16 protein-coding genes are annotated in these 17970 nt (G+C 42.4%); 8 read left to right on the top strand and 8 right to left on the bottom strand.

The window, feature by feature from the left end:
• Positions 1-32: 32 nt before the first annotated feature.
• Together E0H77_RS12280 and E0H77_RS12275 are read left to right on the top strand one after the other, a co-directional pair.
• Positions 33-752, top strand: coding sequence for a hypothetical protein (locus E0H77_RS12280; RefSeq protein ID WP_131378387.1), 720 nt, complete (start codon positions 33-35; stop codon positions 750-752).
• Between the two features lie 72 nt (positions 753-824).
• Positions 825-1409 carry a hypothetical protein gene (locus E0H77_RS12275; protein WP_228258335.1) on the top strand — a complete coding sequence of 195 codons (585 nt, stop codon included), beginning with the start codon at positions 825-827 and terminating at the stop codon, positions 1407-1409.
• Positions 1410-1454: 45 nt separating this feature from the next.
• On the opposite strand, the gene E0H77_RS12270 is transcribed toward E0H77_RS12275, so the two are convergent.
• The 3 genes from E0H77_RS12270 to E0H77_RS12260 are packed head-to-tail and all read right to left on the bottom strand — an operon-like array spanning position 1455 to position 3619.
• Complete coding sequence (locus E0H77_RS12270; protein ID WP_131378383.1) at positions 1455-2624, bottom strand: ribosomal protein uL16 3-hydroxylase; 1170 nt, start codon at positions 2622-2624, stop codon at positions 1455-1457.
• A gap of 18 nt (positions 2625-2642) precedes the next feature.
• A complete protein-coding gene (locus E0H77_RS12265) occupies positions 2643-3236 on the bottom strand; it encodes a Maf family protein (protein ID WP_131378381.1) in 594 nt (197 codons plus the stop codon).
• The gene (locus E0H77_RS12260) at positions 3236-3619 is read right to left on the bottom strand and encodes a DUF2237 family protein (protein WP_131378379.1); all 384 of its coding nucleotides are present in this window, start codon (positions 3617-3619) and stop codon (positions 3236-3238) included. Before E0H77_RS12260 ends, E0H77_RS12265 begins: the two co-directional genes overlap by 1 nt.
• A gap of 146 nt (positions 3620-3765) precedes the next feature.
• On the opposite strand from E0H77_RS12260, the gene E0H77_RS12255 reads away from it, so the two are divergent.
• The 4 genes from E0H77_RS12255 (at position 3766) to E0H77_RS12240 (ending at position 7808) form a co-directional block, all read left to right on the top strand.
• Positions 3766-4953 carry a phosphoglycerate kinase gene (locus tag E0H77_RS12255; RefSeq protein ID WP_131378377.1) on the top strand — a complete coding sequence of 396 codons (1188 nt, stop codon included), beginning with the start codon at positions 3766-3768 and terminating at the stop codon, positions 4951-4953.
• 18 nt (positions 4954-4971) lie between these two features.
• Entirely contained in the window at positions 4972-5205 is a 234-nt protein-coding gene (locus tag E0H77_RS12250; protein ID WP_131378375.1) for a hypothetical protein, read from the top strand.
• A 120-nt stretch (positions 5206-5325) separates the two neighbouring features.
• Positions 5326-6360 (top strand): class II fructose-bisphosphate aldolase, encoded by a 1035-nt coding sequence (gene fba, locus E0H77_RS12245; protein WP_131314664.1) that lies wholly within the window; start codon positions 5326-5328, stop codon positions 6358-6360.
• A 593-nt stretch (positions 6361-6953) separates the two neighbouring features.
• The gene (locus E0H77_RS12240) at positions 6954-7808 is read left to right on the top strand and encodes a DMT family transporter (protein WP_131378373.1); all 855 of its coding nucleotides are present in this window, start codon (positions 6954-6956) and stop codon (positions 7806-7808) included.
• A 45-nt stretch (positions 7809-7853) separates the two neighbouring features.
• Here E0H77_RS12240 and nfsB read toward each other — a convergent pair whose 3' ends face one another.
• Positions 7854-8507, bottom strand: a complete 654-nt coding sequence (gene nfsB, locus E0H77_RS12235) for an oxygen-insensitive NAD(P)H nitroreductase (RefSeq protein ID WP_131378371.1) — start codon at positions 8505-8507, stop codon at positions 7854-7856.
• Positions 8508-8901: 394 nt separating this feature from the next.
• On the opposite strand from nfsB, the gene cysD reads away from it, so the two are divergent.
• Together cysD and cysN are read left to right on the top strand one after the other, a co-directional pair.
• The gene (gene cysD / locus E0H77_RS12230; RefSeq protein ID WP_131314998.1) at positions 8902-9810 is read left to right on the top strand and encodes a sulfate adenylyltransferase subunit CysD; all 909 of its coding nucleotides are present in this window, start codon (positions 8902-8904) and stop codon (positions 9808-9810) included.
• A 39-nt stretch (positions 9811-9849) separates the two neighbouring features.
• Complete coding sequence (cysN, locus tag E0H77_RS12225) at positions 9850-11466, top strand: sulfate adenylyltransferase subunit CysN (protein ID WP_131378369.1); 1617 nt, start codon at positions 9850-9852, stop codon at positions 11464-11466.
• Between the two features lie 267 nt (positions 11467-11733).
• Here cysN and E0H77_RS12220 read toward each other — a convergent pair whose 3' ends face one another.
• The 4 genes from E0H77_RS12220 to dnaE all read right to left on the bottom strand — a co-directional run bounded on the left by E0H77_RS12220 (position 11734) and on the right by dnaE (position 17926).
• A complete protein-coding gene (locus E0H77_RS12220; protein WP_131378367.1) occupies positions 11734-12591 on the bottom strand; it encodes an ABUW_2363 family tetratricopeptide repeat lipoprotein in 858 nt (285 codons plus the stop codon).
• A gap of 102 nt (positions 12592-12693) precedes the next feature.
• Positions 12694-13503, bottom strand: a complete 810-nt coding sequence (gene cysE, locus E0H77_RS12215; protein WP_131378365.1) for a serine O-acetyltransferase — start codon at positions 13501-13503, stop codon at positions 12694-12696.
• Positions 13496-14338 carry an RNA methyltransferase gene (locus E0H77_RS12210; protein ID WP_131378363.1) on the bottom strand — a complete coding sequence of 281 codons (843 nt, stop codon included), beginning with the start codon at positions 14336-14338 and terminating at the stop codon, positions 13496-13498. Before E0H77_RS12210 ends, cysE begins: the two co-directional genes overlap by 8 nt.
• A gap of 15 nt (positions 14339-14353) precedes the next feature.
• Positions 14354-17926: a DNA polymerase III subunit alpha gene (gene dnaE / locus E0H77_RS12205; protein ID WP_131378361.1), complete on the bottom strand. Its 3573-nt coding sequence runs from the start codon at positions 17924-17926 to the stop codon at positions 14354-14356.
• Between the last annotated feature and the right edge of the window lie 44 nt (positions 17927-17970).

Here is a 17970-nt window from a genome sequence, read left to right as displayed (position 1 = left end):
AACCAATAATAACACTATATATTCATTGACTTATGCGAAATTTATTTTTAATTGTCGGCGTGATTTTTGCGATTTTTTATGGATTAAATCGCTTTTCACAATCAAACTCAGATCAAATGCCTCAAAATAACCCGATTGCACAACGTGAGCAAAAGCTCGGTCAGTTGGTACTGTTACAACCATTGAAGCAGCATGATGCTAAGTATTATGAAGAAGCCTTGCAAATTGCCAATTCGGCACAGTCAAAGGAAGCCGATACGGCGGTAGCGAGTTCATTGTGGTGGTCGTTGCGCCGTGTGATTGAGCAACAGGCAGATGATCAAGGACAATATCTTTGGGCGCAAGCCTATGTACAACAATTATATGATGCTCGACAAGCAGATCGTTGCTTTTCGATCTCATTTCCTTTGTATAGCAAAAATACACCACAGCAATTGCATGAATTTATTGCAGAATCAACCCAAAAGCAGTCTGCTGATGCCTTGACTTATATATTGACTCATTCGGGGTCACGGTCTGTGGTTGAGCGTATGCAAACCCCAGATGCATGGTTGGGTATTGCTCAGCATTTGCGTCAAGAATATGGTGCAGACGCAGACATGATTAATCAGGGCGAAGTGGCTACAGATAAGCGCAAGCAATGTGATGTGGTGATTCGAGCCTTTGAATATAGCTTGTCTTTACCCGAACAAGAACGTGGCAAAGTACTACGTTGGTTGTTAGGTGGACATATTAGTGTGGCTGTATTTTGATTGAACGATGAAAAATAGAGTAACAATATGAATCTTAATATTATAAAAATACCAGTTCGCTTATGGTTATGTATGATTTTTTCTGTATTACTTTCGGGATGTGTTCGAGTCGATCATGAGCCACACGCTGGAGAATATGGTCAGACTTTAGTGAACTCAATTCAGTTGACATCTGAACAGATTACAGCCATTAACCGTAGTGAAATGCCGCGAATACAAGATGTATTTAAACGCCCGAATATTGCAATTGACTTTCCAACCAGCCAAGAGAACCCTTATCGTTTTGTCATTGTGGTGAAAGGACATGCATTGCAACAAGGAAAAGTGAATATGCGTTGGCTTGGCGGAATTCGCCCAAGTGAAAGTGCTCAATATCATCCTCAAGTATTTGCTGGTGAAGATGATCATCGTTATAAGATCAATGAGCCAGTATTGCTGGTGATCAGTTCAGATCCATTTTCAATTGCTAAAGAAAATTTCAATATACATTATACGGCGTTGGCAGAACTGACAGAACGTGAAAATTTGGCAGTGGACTCTATACAGCTACAAGTCTGGCAGGGCAAAGGTTCACAGTATTCGTGGGTACGCTACGCAGGATTTTTTGTGATTCTGATGTTGGCATTAATGCCAATCTATCGATTACTTAATCGTTAATTGGATGGTGTGACCTACAGTAAATTTAGGTCACACCGCTGTTCGTTAAGCGTCTTCGTTAGGTGGTAACAGCATGAGAATCGAGTCATTTAGTAATTGTGCTAAATCCACCAAAATTTCTTCTGGAGCAAATTGCTGATTCAATTCAAAACGTTGACCATCGGCAATCGCTGCCAAAGTTTCAGCAAATTCAGGTGAAATGCACAGTGCTTCACCATTACCCCAAAACAGCGTTTCATCGTCCTGTTGTTTGTAGAGTAAGCGTGAAGCAGGTTCGAGTTGTAGCAAATAGCCTTGATCAAGTACAGCTTCTAAATCAGCCACTTCAATTTCGTCAGGTTCAGGGACATTGTCAGGGTATTTAGGTTCACTCATCAGCGACATAATCGCAGCATCGAGCAGAGGTGAATCTTGTAATTGGGCGAGAACTTGTTGCTTCAGGTAGCTGAGTTCTTCTGCGTCAATTTGACCAACTCGGTGAGGGAGTGTGCGCTGAATATCTGCCAATGGGTTTTTGAGCAGCGCAGTGTCGGCAAACTGGTCACTGACGCGATCCATCATATTTGCGACATTTGGCATACGGAAACCAAATGAGAAGGTTAAGCAATCATCTTCTGCGACACCATAGTGTGACAAGCCTGGTGGTACATACAACAAGTCACCTGGTGCAAGCACCTCATCAAAATTGATGTCCATTTCAGGCAAGAGTTTTAGTGGCTGATTGGGTACAAATGCAGTATCTGCATCACACATTTGTCCAAGCTGCCAACGGCGGTGACCATAACCTTGTACTAAAAATACATCATAAAAGTCGAAGTGTTTGCCAACTGAACCACCTTTTGGCGCATAAGAGACCATAATGTCATCACGACGCCACTGTGGAATAAAGCTGAATTGTTGCCAAAATTCGGCTAAATCCATGGAGTAATGGTCAACTGCCTGAACCAGAAGTGTCCACAATTTTGGCATTTTTTGGAAATCACTTTTCGCTAAAGGTGAAGATTTCACCGACCACTGGTTTGGATCACGGTCTTTTTGTTTGATCAAACGTGCGCTGACATGGTCTTCGAGTGCCAGTTCTAAAACATCATTGGGTTCTAAAATGTTGGTAATTTCAGGCAATGCACCACGAACCAATAGTGGTTTTTTTTGCCAGTATTCATTGAGAAATTGTTCTGCGGTGATACCGCCTAAAATGGTTAAAGGTTGAGACATGCGAGTACCTTTAAAAAATTAAGGAATTTGAATATGAAGTTGGCGCAGTAGTGTACACAATTGAATCATCGGTAGCCCCATCAAAGTGGTTTGATCTTGCCCAGTCATGCTGGCAAATAGGCTAATTCCTAGACTTTCACATTTAAAACTACCTGCGCAGTGTAATGGTTGATCTTTTTCAATATAGCGCTGAATTTCGTTGAGGCTGAGTTCTCGGAACTTAACTTGGTAGCGTTCAATCAGCGTGTGCTGAAAACCTGAAGCCAAACACTGTACGCTCAAGCCCGTACTGAAATAAACAGTTTTACCCGAATTGAGTTGTAACTGCTGAATGGCATTTTCAACACTCAATGGTTTGCCGATAAAGTCTTGTGGTGCAGTTTCACGCCATGCTACCTGATCTGAACCAATTACAATCGCATCAGGATATTGCTCAGCAATCACACGTGCCTTTTCAAAAGCCAGACGTTTTGCCAAATCATCGGCGTGTGTTTCGTTTTGGCTTGACTCATCAATGTCAGGAGCGATTGCAAGATAATCCAATCCCAAGCGATCCATCAACGCTTTTCGAGTCTGACTGCTTGACGCCAAAATAATTTGAGGTTGTTTCATTAGACGGCAAAATCCATGAGTACGTCGAGGGGGACATAACTCAGCACAGATTGATGACAAGCCTGTAGTTTGAGTTTGGGTGCATGACCTGCTTCATAGGCTTCTACCCAACGGGTGACACAGATACACCAAAAATCACCAGGTTTAAGTCCAGGAAAACCAAGTTCAGGCAATGGCGTAATGAGGTCATTACCAATTTTTTGTGAAAAATTCAGAAAGTCTGCACTCATTTTAGCGCAAACCGTATGTTGCCCTAAGTCAGTCGTTGCCGTATGGCAAAAACCATTGCGAAAATAGCCCGTAATCGGGTCAAAACAGCAACTTGCCAAGGCGTCACCAAAGACATTCAGGCGGTTGATTTTTGGATCTGGATGAATAGACATACATGTTAATTTTTTTTAAAGATGCTTTATCATAATCAAAACCGCATATTTCTACAGCTTTTCTACTAAAGAAGCTAATTTTTTTTTGAATAATCATTTAAAATGGCGCGATTTTTAATTTCCACAAACGCAAAAGAGAGCATTCCATGAATTTTCAGCGCATGACAGACCTTGATTTAACGGAGAAACGCGTCCTTATTCGTGAAGATTTAAACGTGCCTGTAAAAAATGGTGTGATTACCAGTGATGCACGTTTACGTGCTGCACTTCCAACAATTAAAGCTGCACTTGAAAAAGGTGCTGCGGTCATGGTGTGTTCACACCTTGGTCGACCAGTGGAAGGTGAGCCAAAACCTGAACAATCTTTAGCTCCTGTTGCCGCATACTTAACTGAAGCACTCGGTCAAAATGTGCAACTGATCACTGAATACCTAGATGGCGTTGAAGTTCAGGCAGGTCAGGTGGTATTGCTTGAAAACGTTCGTTTTAATCATGGCGAAAAGAAAAATAATCCTGAACTTGCACAAAAATACGCTGCACTTTGTGATGTATTTGTGATGGATGCCTTTGGTACAGCACACCGCGCGGAAGCTTCAACTGAAGGTGTAGCACGTTTTGCTCCTGTTGCCGCAGCAGGCCCATTGCTTGCTGCCGAACTTGATGCTTTAGGTCGTGCATTAAAAACACCAGCTAAACCAATGGTGGCAATTGTTGCGGGTTCTAAAGTGTCTACTAAGTTAGATGTATTAACTTCACTTTCAACACTTTGTGATCAGTTAATCGTAGGTGGTGGTATTGCCAATACCTTCTTGGCAGCAGCAGGTTTCAATGTAGGTAAGTCATTGTATGAAGCAGACTTGCTGGACACAGCAAAAGCCATTGCTGCAAAAGTATCTGTACCTTTACCAACTGACGTTGTGGTTGCTGATGCGACTCAAATTAACTTTGAAGATTTCTTGGGGTCTTTAGCCAATACGCCTGCGGTTGTGAAAAAAGTTGAAGATGTTGCTGAAAACGACATGATTTTGGATGTTGGGCCAGAAACAGCTGCAACTTTCGCAACATTATTGAAACAATCCAAAACTATTCTATGGAATGGACCTGTTGGGGTGTTTGAAGTCGATCAATTTGGCGAAGGCACAAAAGCATTGTCGTTGGCGATTGCAGAAAGTGAAGCTTTTTCAATTGCAGGTGGCGGTGACACATTGGCTGCGATCGATAAATATAACGTTGCATCTCAAATCAGCTATATTTCGACAGGCGGCGGTGCGTTTTTAGAATTTGTAGAGGGTAAAACTTTACCAGCAGTTGCAGTTTTACTTGAGCGTGCCTAAGCCTATTAGGAGCGTTTCATGAAAAAGCAACTGATCATTGTATTGGCATGCCTTGTCCCATTTGCACTCACTGCGTGTTCAAAAAAGTCAGAGGAAGCTCAAACTGCTCAGACATTTGCATCGACAGATGACAAACCAACGACAGCAGAGCAGCAAGCGCAAATCAATGCTTTGGACAAACCTGTACTTGATGAAAAAAATACAGATGTTAAGGATGCTGATGCATCAGCTTCTGAAGCAAAAGCGCAATGATTTGTTGATTTTTTAATAAAAGTCCCTGCCTATGCAGGGATTTTTTTTTAAATGATGTTTTTTGATGCTGAATTGCAATCAAGCAACATGTAGAATAACGCCACTACCTGGGAGGATACTATGGCACTTATTTCGTTGCGCCAGCTCTTGGATCACGCTGCAGAACATAACTACGGCGTACCAGCATTTAACGTAAACAATCTAGAACAAATGCGTGCAATTATGTTAGCTGCGGATGCAACTAACTCACCTGTTATTGTGCAAGCATCTGCGGGTGCACGCAAATATGCAGGCGCACCATTCTTGCGTCACCTGATTTTGGCAGCAGTTGAAGAATGGCCACATATTCCAGTGGTTATGCACCAAGATCATGGTACTAGCCCTGACGTGTGCCAACGTTCAATCCAGTTGGGCTTTAGCTCAGTCATGATGGATGGTTCTTTAGGTGCTGACGGTAAAACGCCAACCAGCTATGACTATAACGTTGATGTGACTCGCCGTGTTGTTGCAATGGCACATGCGTGTGGCGTTTCTGTTGAAGGTGAAATTGGCTGTTTAGGTAGCCTTGAAACAGGTATGGCTGGCGAAGAAGATGGCGTGGGCGCAGAAGGCGTACTTGACCATTCTCAATTGTTGACTTCTGTAGAAGAAGCGACTCAGTTCGTTGCTGACACCAATGTTGATGCCTTGGCAATCGCAGTCGGTACTTCACACGGTGCATACAAATTTACTCGTCCACCTACAGGCGACATTTTGGCGATTGACCGTATTAAAGAAATTCATGCGGCATTACCAAACACACACCTTGTGATGCATGGTTCAAGCTCTGTACCTCAAGAATGGTTGAAAGTGATCAACGAATTTGGCGGTAACATTGGTGAAACTTACGGTGTGCCAGTAGAGCAGTTGGTTGAAGCAATCAAACATGGTGTCCGTAAAATCAACATCGATACCGACTTACGTTTGGCGTCTACAGGTGCGATTCGCCGTTTCTTGGCAGAAAACCCTGCTGAATTTGACCCACGTAAATACTTCGCGAAAACTGTCGATGCAATGAAACAAGTCTGTATTGATCGTTATGAAGCATTTGGTACTGCGGGCAATGCTGACAAAATTCGTCCAGTGTCTTTAGAGAAAATGGTTGAACGTTATTAAACGTTATTAATTGAGTCTTTGACTTGATTTTAAAAACCGCCTGAAAGGGCGGTTTTTTGTTTTAAAGCGCACTGGCAATTTTATGAAAATGCAGTCGATATGGATCTAGAAATTAGGGATTAAAAAAATCTTTAAAAATTAAATAATCGCATTCATTCTAGATTGGTGTGAGGGCAGAAAAATACATTTTATGCCATTAAACTCTTAGCAGTAACCTTGCGGTTATTGTGATCAATAACATACGTGATAAGCGATTAGCTTTGAGAATTCCTGTTGGTCAGGTCTATAATTCAGATCATATTTATTGGGGTGGATTTGCTGTTTAGCGGTTTATCTGTATTTTTGCTTAACCGCAGTTACAGCGATCTGCTGTATGAATGCTGAAGAATTGGTAATTCAACGAAAACTGATGCAAAAAGTAGTAAATAGGAACTTAACGCTTCGTCACTGCACTTGTTGAGCATTTTCTATATACAGGCATTTTAAAAATGAAAAATCGGCGGTTGTAATCATCGCCTTTTTTATGATGGACCATTTAGCAAACTACACCAATATTTTTCTCCCAACTGATAAAAATCTGGATGCGTGTATACATGAGCCTCATTTTTTTTGCTGCACTATGTAGCGTTGCCGTGTCTATGGTGTTGAAACAATTTAAGCAACGTAATTACTCAGCTTTGCAAATGATTGTCTGGAATTATATAACTGCGAGTATTTTGTGCTGGTTGTGGTTTAAACCTGACTTTACCCATTTGAGTATTCAAGCTACGCCGTGGTGGCTGATTGGTTTACTGGGCATGTTATTACCGAGTATTTTTTTCTGCTTAGCTAAATCTTTGCAACATGCAGGCATTATAAAAACCGAAGTTGCCCAGCGTTTGTCAGTCGTTCTGTCGTTACTGGCAGCATATTTCGTCTTTCATGAGCAATTTTCTAGCCTGAAACTATGGGGTGTGACACTGGGGATTATGGCAGTGCTGAGCCTGATTGTTGCTAAAACACAGGTCAGACCACAAGCACAATCCAGTAAAGCAGGGCTGTTTCTTGCCAGTGTTTGGGTGGGTTATGCACTGATTGATATTTTATTGAAATATAATAGTAGTCTGGGGCAGCAGTTTGCCTTAAGTCTAAATCTGATGTTTATGATTGCAGGAATTGCATCGGTAGTTTTTGTGAGCTTATCTAAGCAGCAATGGCAACCGAAAAACTTACCCGCGGGCGTGTTACTTGGCGCACTGAACTTTGCCAATATTGCCTTGTATATTCAAGCCCATCAGCTACTCAAAGATGCACCTGCAGTGGTGTTTGTGGTGATGAATGTTAGCGTGGTAACTTTGGGGGTGTTGAGTGGTGTGCTGTATTTCAAAGAAAAGCCAAATCTAATGACTGTTGTGGGTTTGCTATTGAGTCTTGTTGGCGTGGCGTGTTTAGCGATGAGCATGGCTTAAGCTTAAAAATAGCCTAAGCCATACTGTAAGACGAAATTAGTAAAATCAAAGAATAGTAAATAGCTGTTCTTTGCTTAAACGTGATTTCGGTAATTTCGCATTAAAGTCTTGCTCGCTGCGATAGCCCAAAGTTAACACGACTGAACTATGATAACCTTGATTGACTAAATCAAATTCTTGATTCATCACTGCATCATCAAAACCGCCAATCGGAGTGGCATCAATCCCTAAAATCGGCGCAGCCAAAAGCAATTCACCGAGTGCAATAAAGGTCTGGGTTTCCATCCAGTGTCGAATATTGCCTTTTTCGTTGCGGTAATAGTCGATATAACCTGCACGAGTTTCACGCTGTGCCTGTTTAGTCGCTGCATCTTTGAAACGACCCAATTCATCATCGCGCTCAACCAGTTGTTCCAAATAGGCTTCAGTAACGTCATTACGTGTACACAACACAATGGTATGTGAAGAGTCGAGCACTTTAGGCGCATTGTAGGCATATTTTCCAGTCATGGCTTTGGTTGCGCGTTGTTTCGCTTCAGGGCTTTGTATCACCAAAAAATGCCAAGGCTGAATATTAATCGATGAAGGGGCTAAACGTAGTATTTCAAGGAGAAGATCAATCTGGTCTTGCGGGATTTTTTTATTTGGGTTGTAAGCTTTGGTGGTATAGCGTTGTTGAGCAAGGGCTAAAAGATCCATGTTGTATCTCGATGTGATAAAAATAGAGTGAATCGTTTCATGATATGTGGTCACTTGGTTAAAAATCAAAGAAGATTTTTAGTATTCAATACTGCTCTTTGTATATAAGTTTTTATAGAATTTTGAATGTTATTTTTTCTATTTATTAAAAGCGCATTTGTTGGGAGTAAAATGAACGATTTTTATAGGTTGAGATTTATATGAAATAATGCATAGCTTATGAATAAAACTGCAAATGACCTTAATGCTTAATCAATAAACTGTTGAAAAATAAAACCTCTAAAGTAGAAAAAATGATTTAGGTATTCAGAAATCGTAATGAGTTAGAGTCGCGCTATTATGCTTCAGACATGCTAACATAAAGCGCAAAATTTCCGTGTAGCTGGGTATATCAATGACTGAGGAAAGATTAACTCACCTTAAACAGCTTGAAGCTGAAAGTATTCATATTATTCGAGAAGTCGCTGCGGAATTTGAAAATCCCGTGATGCTTTATTCGATTGGTAAAGATTCAGCAGTAATGTTGCATTTGGCAATGAAGGCTTTTTATCCTGCAAAATTGCCATTTCCATTATTGCATGTGAATACTGGGTGGAAATTCAAGGACATGATCACTTTCCGTGATGAAATGGTTAAGCGACTTGGTCTTGAATTGATTGAACATAAAAATCTGGAAGGTATCGCGCAGAATATTAACCCGTTCGATCACGGTAGTTCAAAATATACTGACATCATGAAAACGCAAGGTTTAAAACAAGCGTTGGATAAATACAAGTTCGATGCTGCTTTTGGTGGTGCGCGCCGTGACGAAGAAAAATCACGTGCCAAAGAGCGTGTGTATTCATTCCGTGATAGCAAACACCGTTGGGATCCAAAAAACCAACGCCCAGAGCTTTGGAATATTTACAATGGTAAAGTCAACAAAGGCGAGAGCATTCGTGTTTTCCCATTGTCTAACTGGACAGAACTAGATATCTGGCAATATATCTATTTGGAAAATATTCCATTGGTTCCATTGTATTTGGCTGCAGAGCGTCCTGTGGTTGAACGTGATGGTACATTGATCATGATCGATGATGAGCGCTTCCCGTTACGTGAAGGTGAAGTTCCACAAATGAAATCGGTACGTTTCCGTACGCTTGGCTGTTATCCGTTAACAGGTGCGGTTGAATCAACTGCGAACACCTTGCCAGAAATTATTCAAGAAATGCTTTTAGCCACAAGTTCTGAACGTCAGGGTCGTATGATTGACCATGATGAAGCAGGCTCGATGGAAAAGAAAAAGCAAGAAGGCTATTTCTAAGCGAATACTGATTTCTAACGAATTTGTGGAGTTTGAGCGATGTCGCATCAATCGGATCTAATTAGCCAAGATATTTTGGCGTATTTGAAACAACATGAAAACAAAGACTTACTGCGTTTTTTAACCTGTGGTAACGTCGATGATGGTAAAAGTACCTTAATTGGTCGTTTACTGTATGATTCAAAATTGATTTATGAAGATCAATTACAAGCAGTAACCCGTGACAGTAAAAAAGTCGGGACAACAGGGGATGCACCTGACTTGGCTTTATTGGTGGATGGCTTGCAAGCAGAACGCGAGCAGGGCATTACCATTGATGTAGCTTACCGTTATTTCTCAACTGAAAAACGTAAGTTCATCATTGCCGATACCCCAGGGCATGAGCAATACACACGTAACATGGCAACAGGTGCATCTACCTGTGACCTTGCGATCATCTTGATTGATGCGCGTTATGGTGTACAAACCCAAACCCGTCGTCATACTTACATTGCCAGCTTGCTTGGCATTAAGAACATTATTGTTGCGATCAACAAAATGGACTTGGTCGAGTTCTCTGAAGCCCGCTTTAACGAAATCCAAGCGGATTATGCGAACTTTGTTAACCAATTGGGTGACCGCAAGCCAAGCAACATCATCTTTACGCCAATTTCTGCACTGAATGGCGATAACGTGGTGAATAAGTCTGCGAATACGCCGTGGTACACAGGCGAAACGCTGATGGGTACGCTTGAATCCGTTCAGATTAATCGTGATACCGCGAAGCGTGATTTCCGTTTCCCTGTACAGTACGTGAACCGTCCTAATCTTGATTTTCGTGGTTTTGCAGGCACAATTGCGCTTGGTGAAATCAATGTGGGCGATAAAGTTGTGGCTTTACCATCGGGTAAATCTTCAACCGTCAAAGAAATCGTGACTTTTGATGGCAATTTGCAACATGCATTTGCAGGTCAAGCGGTGACATTGACCTTAAATGACGAGATTGATATCTCTCGTGGCAACATGTTGGTACGTGCAGATCAAGCTGCTCCAACCATTTCACGTTCAGTGAAGGCAACCGTGGTGTGGATGGCAGATCACCCGCTGGTGGTTGGTAAGTTGTATAACTTAAAAGTGGGCACACAAACTGTTCCTGCAAAAGTGACAGCGATTAATTTCCGTACCAATGTCAACACACTTGAACATGTTCAAGTTGAAGCATTGGAATTGAACGCAATTGCCAATGTGACTGTTGAATTTGATGCGCCAGTGGTATTTGATCGTTATCAAGACAGCCGTTACACAGGTTCATTTATCTTTATTGACCGCCTCAACAACGTCACTGTTGGTGCAGGTATGGTTGAAGAGTCGGTTGAATGGACTGCGCATACCAGCCCAGTGACTGCTGAAGAACGTGCTGCACGTTTAGGTCAAAAACCTGCGGTATTGGCTGTGACTGCTGAAGTGTTTGCTCAGGCGCAACAGCTTGAACGTGCATTGCTTGAAACAGGTGTGGTTGCAGTCGCTAAAGCAGGCTTAACGGCTGAACAAATCAGCTTGTTACGTGAAACTGGCGTGGTTGTGATTGTTGATGATGCTGAACAGGCAGATTCGACCGTGACATTGACTGAGTTCGATGCCGCGGTTCAATACATCCAAGAACTTGTACAACTCTAAGTTTTGGTTTTAGTTGATATATTGACATATCAACTGAATAAACGAAAAAGCCCAATCAAATGATTGGGCTTTTTTATTGCATTCTAATCATGCCTTGAAATAGGTTTATCTATTTGAATCTTATTTTATCTGTATCCGTAAAGGCTTAAATCTGCTTAGGTCAGATCCCACTGCCTGAAAAAATAAAAACCGAGTCAATCGCTTAACTCGGTTTTGTATGCAAGACTGTCAAACGATTTTAGGTCATGACAAGACTTGAAGCATATTTTAGTAACGGCCTTGTTTCATGGCAGTCAGGTTTTCCCAAACGTTGTTGCGACCTTGTTTTTGAATTTCCATCAATAAACGATCGGCAATTTGACGTTCTTCAGGGTATTTAGATTTATAACTTGATAAAGTTGCAAGCGCATTTTTGCGTTGTTCAAGGAATAAATAGTTGTTGACGGCAGACAAATAAGCTTCCTGTACACCACCTTTCATGGCTTTGTCTAAATAAGGAATAGCTTCATGCTGACCACCGCCTTCAGATAAAGAAAAACCAAACCAGAAGTTTGTGGTTGGATCATTTGGGTTCATCTTGATGAGGCGTTGTGCATATTTGAGTGATTTGGTGGTGTACTGTGTCCCCATATCTAGATTACGCGCCATGACACTGACTTTAAATGCACGTACTAGTACATCATAAGAAGCATTATCATTGGCCGCAAGCGCATCTAACTGAACACTGATTTCGCGTAATTTTGATTCATAACCACGACGTTCATTACGGTTTGTAAATTGTGGTGGATAGTGGCGTGCTTTTCCTTCAGCGAGTTGTAAGAAATCATCAATCTGTGTGACATCCAGCTCATTTTGACCTGCTGAAACCGCATATTTCATGTTGGCTTGCTTATTACCAATTGTTGGTACAATAAGCTTGTTGGTGTTTGCATTTTTTAAGTCCATTTCAAATGCAGGTGGCGCAGTATAGTTAAACGGGTTCAACGCATAAAATGGCGGGCTGACCTCTGGTTCAGTAAAAACAATCGGGGTATTTTGAGAATTATTATTTTTTACAGCAACAGGGCTACATGCTGAAAGAAATGTTGCTGTCATCAGCAGAGTTGCTATAGATTTTAATCTCATTTTGGTTTCCAATGTGGTTGAGGGCAAACGATATTTTAGAAGTCTAAAAAAAAGAAAAACTGCATACAAGCACAAGCGTGTAACAGGATGCTATTCACGACTTTAGCTTTTTGACTGGCGGGTTTGAGATTCACACTCGCGGCGTACTTCCTCAATAATTTTCAGCTCTTCTTCACTATACGGTTGCTGTTCAGTTTGTTGTTTTTTAAAGGTTGGGTCAAGCAAAGACAGGCGCTGGCATAGTGTATTCATGCGTTGCTCATTATTTTGCATGCGATCAAGTAAAACTCGAATACCTTCTAAAATTGGATCAGTTTGATCTTGCGATGCTGCATAAGGTTGGAAGCCGATTTGTTCAGCATAGTCACGGCGACGTGCCTCTTCAGCATTTTTGTCTTTATCTTTAAAGATGTAGCGAGCAGGGTTGCCCACTGCAGTTACACCTTCAGGAACTTCTTTAGTCACAACAGCATTTGAGCCGACTTTGGCATTTTTATGTACAGTAAATGGCCCTAAGATTTTTGCACCTGCACCAACAATTACCCCATCTTCAAGGGTTGGGTGGCGTTTGCCTTTATTCCATGTAGTTCCACCAAGCGTTACGCCGTGATATAGCGTTACATCATCGCCAATTTCCGCAGTTTCGCCAATCACCACACCCATACCGTGGTCAATGAAAAAGCGCTTACCAATTTTTGCACCTGGGTGAATCTCAATCCCTGTCACAAAACGGCTAAAAGAGGATAAGGCACGCGCACTTCCTTTACAGTTTTTCTTCCACAATTCATGTGCCATGCGGTGCATGATCAGCGCATGAATTCCGGGGTAAGTCGTCAGAACTTCCAAAGTATTGCGTGCGGCTGGATCTCGAGCAAAAACAGCATTGATATCTTCTTTGAGCTGCTTAAACATGGGGCTGATCCTCCTTATCTGTCGATTTTTTCCATTTGCCTTGGCTGAGCGCCTGTACACGGGTAAAGATACCGCGTAATAAATTATATTCCATACGGTCAAGCTGAATTCTGCCGAATAACCGTCGTAAACGTAGCGGCAGTAGTCTTGGATTATTTAGATCTAAAAATTCAATTTCTTCAAGCATTTTTTCAAGATGCGGGTAAAATTGTTGCATCTGTTCCTGAGTCACCAGTGGCTCATCCCAGTGCATGTCAATCTGGTTATTGACAGGCATGCTTTGTGCGTCGTTATCGTCTTGTTGTTCGTATGCAAGCGTTGCCATCCGCAGTTCATAACAGATAATCTGAATCGCCTGAGCAACATTTAACACGCCATATTCTGTATTGACGGGAATGGTGACATGGTAGTTGGCAAGCGACAGTTCTTCGTTGGTCAAACCACGGTCTTCACGTCCAAAAACAATCGCAACTTCCTGTTGTTGCTGTACCACAGCTTGCAGAGCTTTTTCACTGGCAGGGCGTACATCAAGTAGTGGCCAAGGAATAGTGCGGCTACGCGCACTGGTTCCAAACACCAAATGACAATCGGCAATCGCTTGTTCGAGTGTTTCTACAATCTCAATTTTTTCAATTAGATCGGTTGCACCTGCGGCCAAAGCATCAATGTCAGGATGCGGATAGATCTTTGGTGCAACCAGTACCAGTTTGCTGAGCCCCATGGTTTTCATGGCGCGCAAGGCGCTACCAATATTGGCAGGTAAAGTGGTGTTAACCATGACAATACGCACATGGTTTAAATGCGATGACACCATCGCATTATCAAAAGTTTTCATAAATTTTCCAAAATTTTACGAATATTGACTGACTTCAGCCTGATATAAATCAAGGGCTTCATCCATGCTCATATCGGCAGGCGGAGGAGGCACATTTGCCACCTGAGCTTCTTCAAGACTAATGGCTTTAGCTGCTTTGGACTTGACATGGTATTCCACATATAGCGCATCTTTCCCAAAATAATCCCGCAGCTTACGCAAAGCATCATCGGTGGGCGCGATTTTCCAGTGTTCAGCAAAATGCAATTCTGCCTGTGCATAACTAAAATCGAGTTTTAAAATCACAGGAATGTGCTGATATTCGGGCAATTGCTTAAAGGGTTGCAGTAATTGCTGTAAATCCGTCGATAAGTTTGGTGTTAAAGTCTGTTGATCAAGCTTGATTTGAATGTTTTGTGCACGTTTTTGCCGAACTTCATTGAGGTTAAATGCTTTGGTTAAACGCGCCATAGGGCGTTCAAAGCCTTCACGCTCATAAATTTCACCTTCAATAATTATCACACACTCATTTTGAATGATCTCTTTGAAGCGCTGGAAGCGTTCATGGTTGCAACTGACTTCTATACGGGCCGTGCCATCATCAAGCGTAATCATCATTCGGTTTGGGAAGTTGGCAACATCCATGACCAGACCAGCAAATACCGTGGTTTGTCCTCGGCGTGTCGGACTAAGCTCACTAATTTTGTTTGGAATAAAAGCTTTCAACTCAGGGCGATAAATATCAATCGGATGACCTGTCAGGTACAAGCCCAGCGTATCTTTTTCACCTTTTAAGCGAACTTCATCTGACCACGGTTTTACGGGTTTTGCAGGCTTGCGTTGAACTTCTTCGACTTCACCAAATAAGTCCATAATGCCCGTTTCACGGTTTTGGCGTGCCTGTTCCGCTGCTTGCACCGCTTCAGGAAGCTGTGCCATCAGGCTTGCACGTTCAATACCTAAACAGTCAAGCGCACCTGCACGAATCAATGCTTCAAGTGTGCGTTTGTTGATTTTTTTCAGATCAATACGGTGACAGAAATCAAATAAATCCTGATAAGGCCCATCTTTCTCACGTGAGTCAATCACCGACTGCATGGCTTGTTCACCGACGCCTTTGATCGCGCCCAAACCATAAACAATAGTACGTTCCGCGCTGGCATGGAAATGATACAGTGACATATTGACCGATGGTGGTAACACTTCAAGTCCATTGCTACGACAGTCATCAATCAAGAACACCACGTTGTCGGTGTTCTGCATTTCCGATGACATCACTGCTGCCAAAAACTCAGCAGGATAGTGTGCTTTTAACCATGCAGTGTGATAGGCAACCAGTGCATAGGCTGCTGCGTGCGATTTGTTAAAACCATAGCCTGCGAACTTTTCCATATAGTCAAAGATATGATTGGCTGTGGCTTCATCAATCTCTTTTTTGGCAGCACCTTCAATAAAGATTTGGCGCTGCTTGACCATTTCTTCGGGTTTCTTTTTCCCCATCGCGCGGCGTAGCAAGTCCGCTCCACCGAGCGTATAGCCCGCACAGAATTGCGCGGCCTGCATAACCTGTTCCTGATAGACCATAATGCCATAAGTTGGTTCGAGGACACTTTCCAACAGTGGGTGCAAATACTCGAACTCACCACCGTGCATACGGTGAATAAAGTCAGGAATCAGATCCATTGGGCCTGGACGGTACAAGGATACAAACGCAATAATTTCTTCAAACTTGCTTGGGCGTGCTTCTTTGAGCATGCGCTTCATGCCGACGGATTCAAACTGGAATACCGCAGTGGTGTTGGCTTCAGCAAAAATTTTATAGGCGTGAGGGTCGTCTAAGGCAACATTCGAAATGAGCAATTGCTCATCTGCTGCGCGGTGTTTATTGATATTTTGGATTGCATCTTCAATTACGGTCAGGTTACGTAAACCCAAGAAGTCGAATTTGACCAGACCTGCCGATTCAACATCGTCTTTATCGTATTGAGCAACGCGGTTAGTGCCATCTGCATCACAAAGCACCGCAGAAAAGTCAGTAATTTTGGTCGGTGCAATCACCACACCACCCGCATGTTTACCTGTATTTCGTGTGATGCCTTCTAATTTAAGCGCCATTTCCCAGATTTCAGAGGCATCGTCATAGTCAGGATTGGAAGGGTTGGTGACAACATCTTTGAGTTGTGGTTCCATTTCAATCGCTGTAACTAAGTCCACACCCAGTGGTTTAGTTGGCACCAGTTTAGAAATACGGTCTGCCAAACCATAAGATTTACCCAGTACCCGTGCTACGTCACGGATCGCACCTTTAGCTGCCATCGTACCGAAGGTGGCAATTTGTGATACTGCATCGCGTCCATAATGACGTGCAACGTAGTCAATCACGCGGTCACGCCCTGCAATACAGAAGTCGACGTCAAAGTCAGGCATGGAAACACGTTCAGGGTTTAAGAAACGCTCGAAGAGTAGGTCATAGCGCAATGGGTCAAGGTCAGTAATTTTTAGACTGAAAGCAACCAATGAACCCGCACCTGAACCCCGCCCAGGCCCAACGGGAACCCCATTGTTTTTTGACCATTGAATGAAGTCCATCACGATGAGGAAGTAGCCTGGAAATCCCATTTTAAGAATAATATCGATTTCGTAACGCAGACGTTCATCATAAGGTTGACGTATTTCTGCCCAGTCCTCATCACGCTTTACACTTGGATAAAGCTGTTCAAGGCGTTCTTCCAGACCTTCTTTGGCTAAATGCTCAAAATAACTGTCAGTGTTGAAGCCTTCAGGAATTGGGTATTCGGGCAAGAAATATTTGCCTAACCGCAAACTGACATTGCAGCGTTTGGCAATTTGTACAGTATTGTCAATTGAGCTTGGAATATCCGCAAACAGCTCAATCATTTGCTCAGCAGTTTTAAAATATTGCTCAGGGCTGTATAAACGTGGGCGTCGATCATCTGCCAAAACATAACCTTCGGCAATACAGACGCGAGCTTCGTGTGCTTCAAAGTCTTCTTCGGTGATAAAGTGCACATCATTATGTGCAACGATACCCACTTGATATTTTGCAGCAAGCTTGATCGCCTCGGAAATAAAAATTTCTTCATTTGGGCGATTGGTGCGCGTAATGGCAAAGTAAACTCGATTACCAAATTTTTCATGCCATTCTTGAAAGAGTGGCTCCGCTTTTTGCGGATTGGACGAGCAGAGCAGTTGACCAACATCACTGTGCAGACCTAGCAGCACGATAATGCCTTCATTTTGATTGAGTACCCAATCTTTTTGCACACAAGGTATATCGAGTTGTTGCCCTTCAATATAAGCTTGTGACACTAATTCGGTAATGCTGCGCCAGCCGTGATTATCCATGGCGAGTAACGTTGCTTTATGCTCAGCATCGTTTAAGCGAATGGTACTGCCTAAAATGGGTTTAATCCCTTTGCCTAAGCAGGATTTATAAAATTTGACCGCAGCATGCAGGTTCGACAAGTCGGTCAATGCTAAAGCGGGCATTTCTTGTTTTACCGCAGCTTTAATTAAATCAGGTATACGAACAATCGATTCGGTAATCGAAAACTCTGTATGGATACCAAGATGTACAAATTGCTGCATAAAAACGTCCTTCGCGAAAGCAACGCTTATTTTAACATGCTATT

It is taken from the genome of Acinetobacter brisouioides, assembly GCF_004331075.1.
In the GTDB taxonomy this organism is placed as follows: Bacteria; Pseudomonadota; Gammaproteobacteria; order Pseudomonadales; family Moraxellaceae; genus Acinetobacter.
Note: the sequence above shows the minus strand (reverse complement) of the source record. Positions and strands in the feature narration are given on the sequence as shown.

Excerpts from the sequence above, each read along its gene's own strand:
- E0H77_RS12255 (WP_131378377.1), top strand. The coding sequence starts at position 3,766 with ATGAATTTTCAGCGCATGACAGACCTTGATTTAACGGAGAAACGCGTC.
- E0H77_RS12220 (WP_131378367.1), bottom strand. The coding sequence starts at position 12,591 with ATGAGATTAAAATCTATAGCAACTCTGCTGATGACAGCAACATTTCTT.
- nfsB (WP_131378371.1), bottom strand. The coding sequence starts at position 8,507 with ATGGATCTTTTAGCCCTTGCTCAACAACGCTATACCACCAAAGCTTAC.
- E0H77_RS12250 (WP_131378375.1), top strand. The coding sequence starts at position 4,972 with ATGAAAAAGCAACTGATCATTGTATTGGCATGCCTTGTCCCATTTGCA.
- E0H77_RS12210 (WP_131378363.1), bottom strand. The coding sequence starts at position 14,338 with ATGAAAACTTTTGATAATGCGATGGTGTCATCGCATTTAAACCATGTG.
- dnaE (WP_131378361.1), bottom strand. The coding sequence starts at position 17,926 with ATGCAGCAATTTGTACATCTTGGTATCCATACAGAGTTTTCGATTACC.
- cysE (WP_131378365.1), bottom strand. The coding sequence starts at position 13,503 with ATGTTTAAGCAGCTCAAAGAAGATATCAATGCTGTTTTTGCTCGAGAT.
- E0H77_RS12240 (WP_131378373.1), top strand. The coding sequence starts at position 6,954 with ATGAGCCTCATTTTTTTTGCTGCACTATGTAGCGTTGCCGTGTCTATG.
- E0H77_RS12265 (WP_131378381.1), bottom strand. The coding sequence starts at position 3,236 with ATGAAACAACCTCAAATTATTTTGGCGTCAAGCAGTCAGACTCGAAAA.
- E0H77_RS12280 (WP_131378387.1), top strand. The coding sequence starts at position 33 with ATGCGAAATTTATTTTTAATTGTCGGCGTGATTTTTGCGATTTTTTAT.
- cysD (WP_131314998.1), top strand. The coding sequence starts at position 8,902 with ATGACTGAGGAAAGATTAACTCACCTTAAACAGCTTGAAGCTGAAAGT.
- E0H77_RS12260 (WP_131378379.1), bottom strand. The coding sequence starts at position 3,619 with ATGTCTATTCATCCAGATCCAAAAATCAACCGCCTGAATGTCTTTGGT.
- cysN (WP_131378369.1), top strand. The coding sequence starts at position 9,850 with ATGTCGCATCAATCGGATCTAATTAGCCAAGATATTTTGGCGTATTTG.
- E0H77_RS12275 (WP_228258335.1), top strand. The coding sequence starts at position 825 with ATGATTTTTTCTGTATTACTTTCGGGATGTGTTCGAGTCGATCATGAG.
- E0H77_RS12270 (WP_131378383.1), bottom strand. The coding sequence starts at position 2,624 with ATGTCTCAACCTTTAACCATTTTAGGCGGTATCACCGCAGAACAATTT.
- fba (WP_131314664.1), top strand. The coding sequence starts at position 5,326 with ATGGCACTTATTTCGTTGCGCCAGCTCTTGGATCACGCTGCAGAACAT.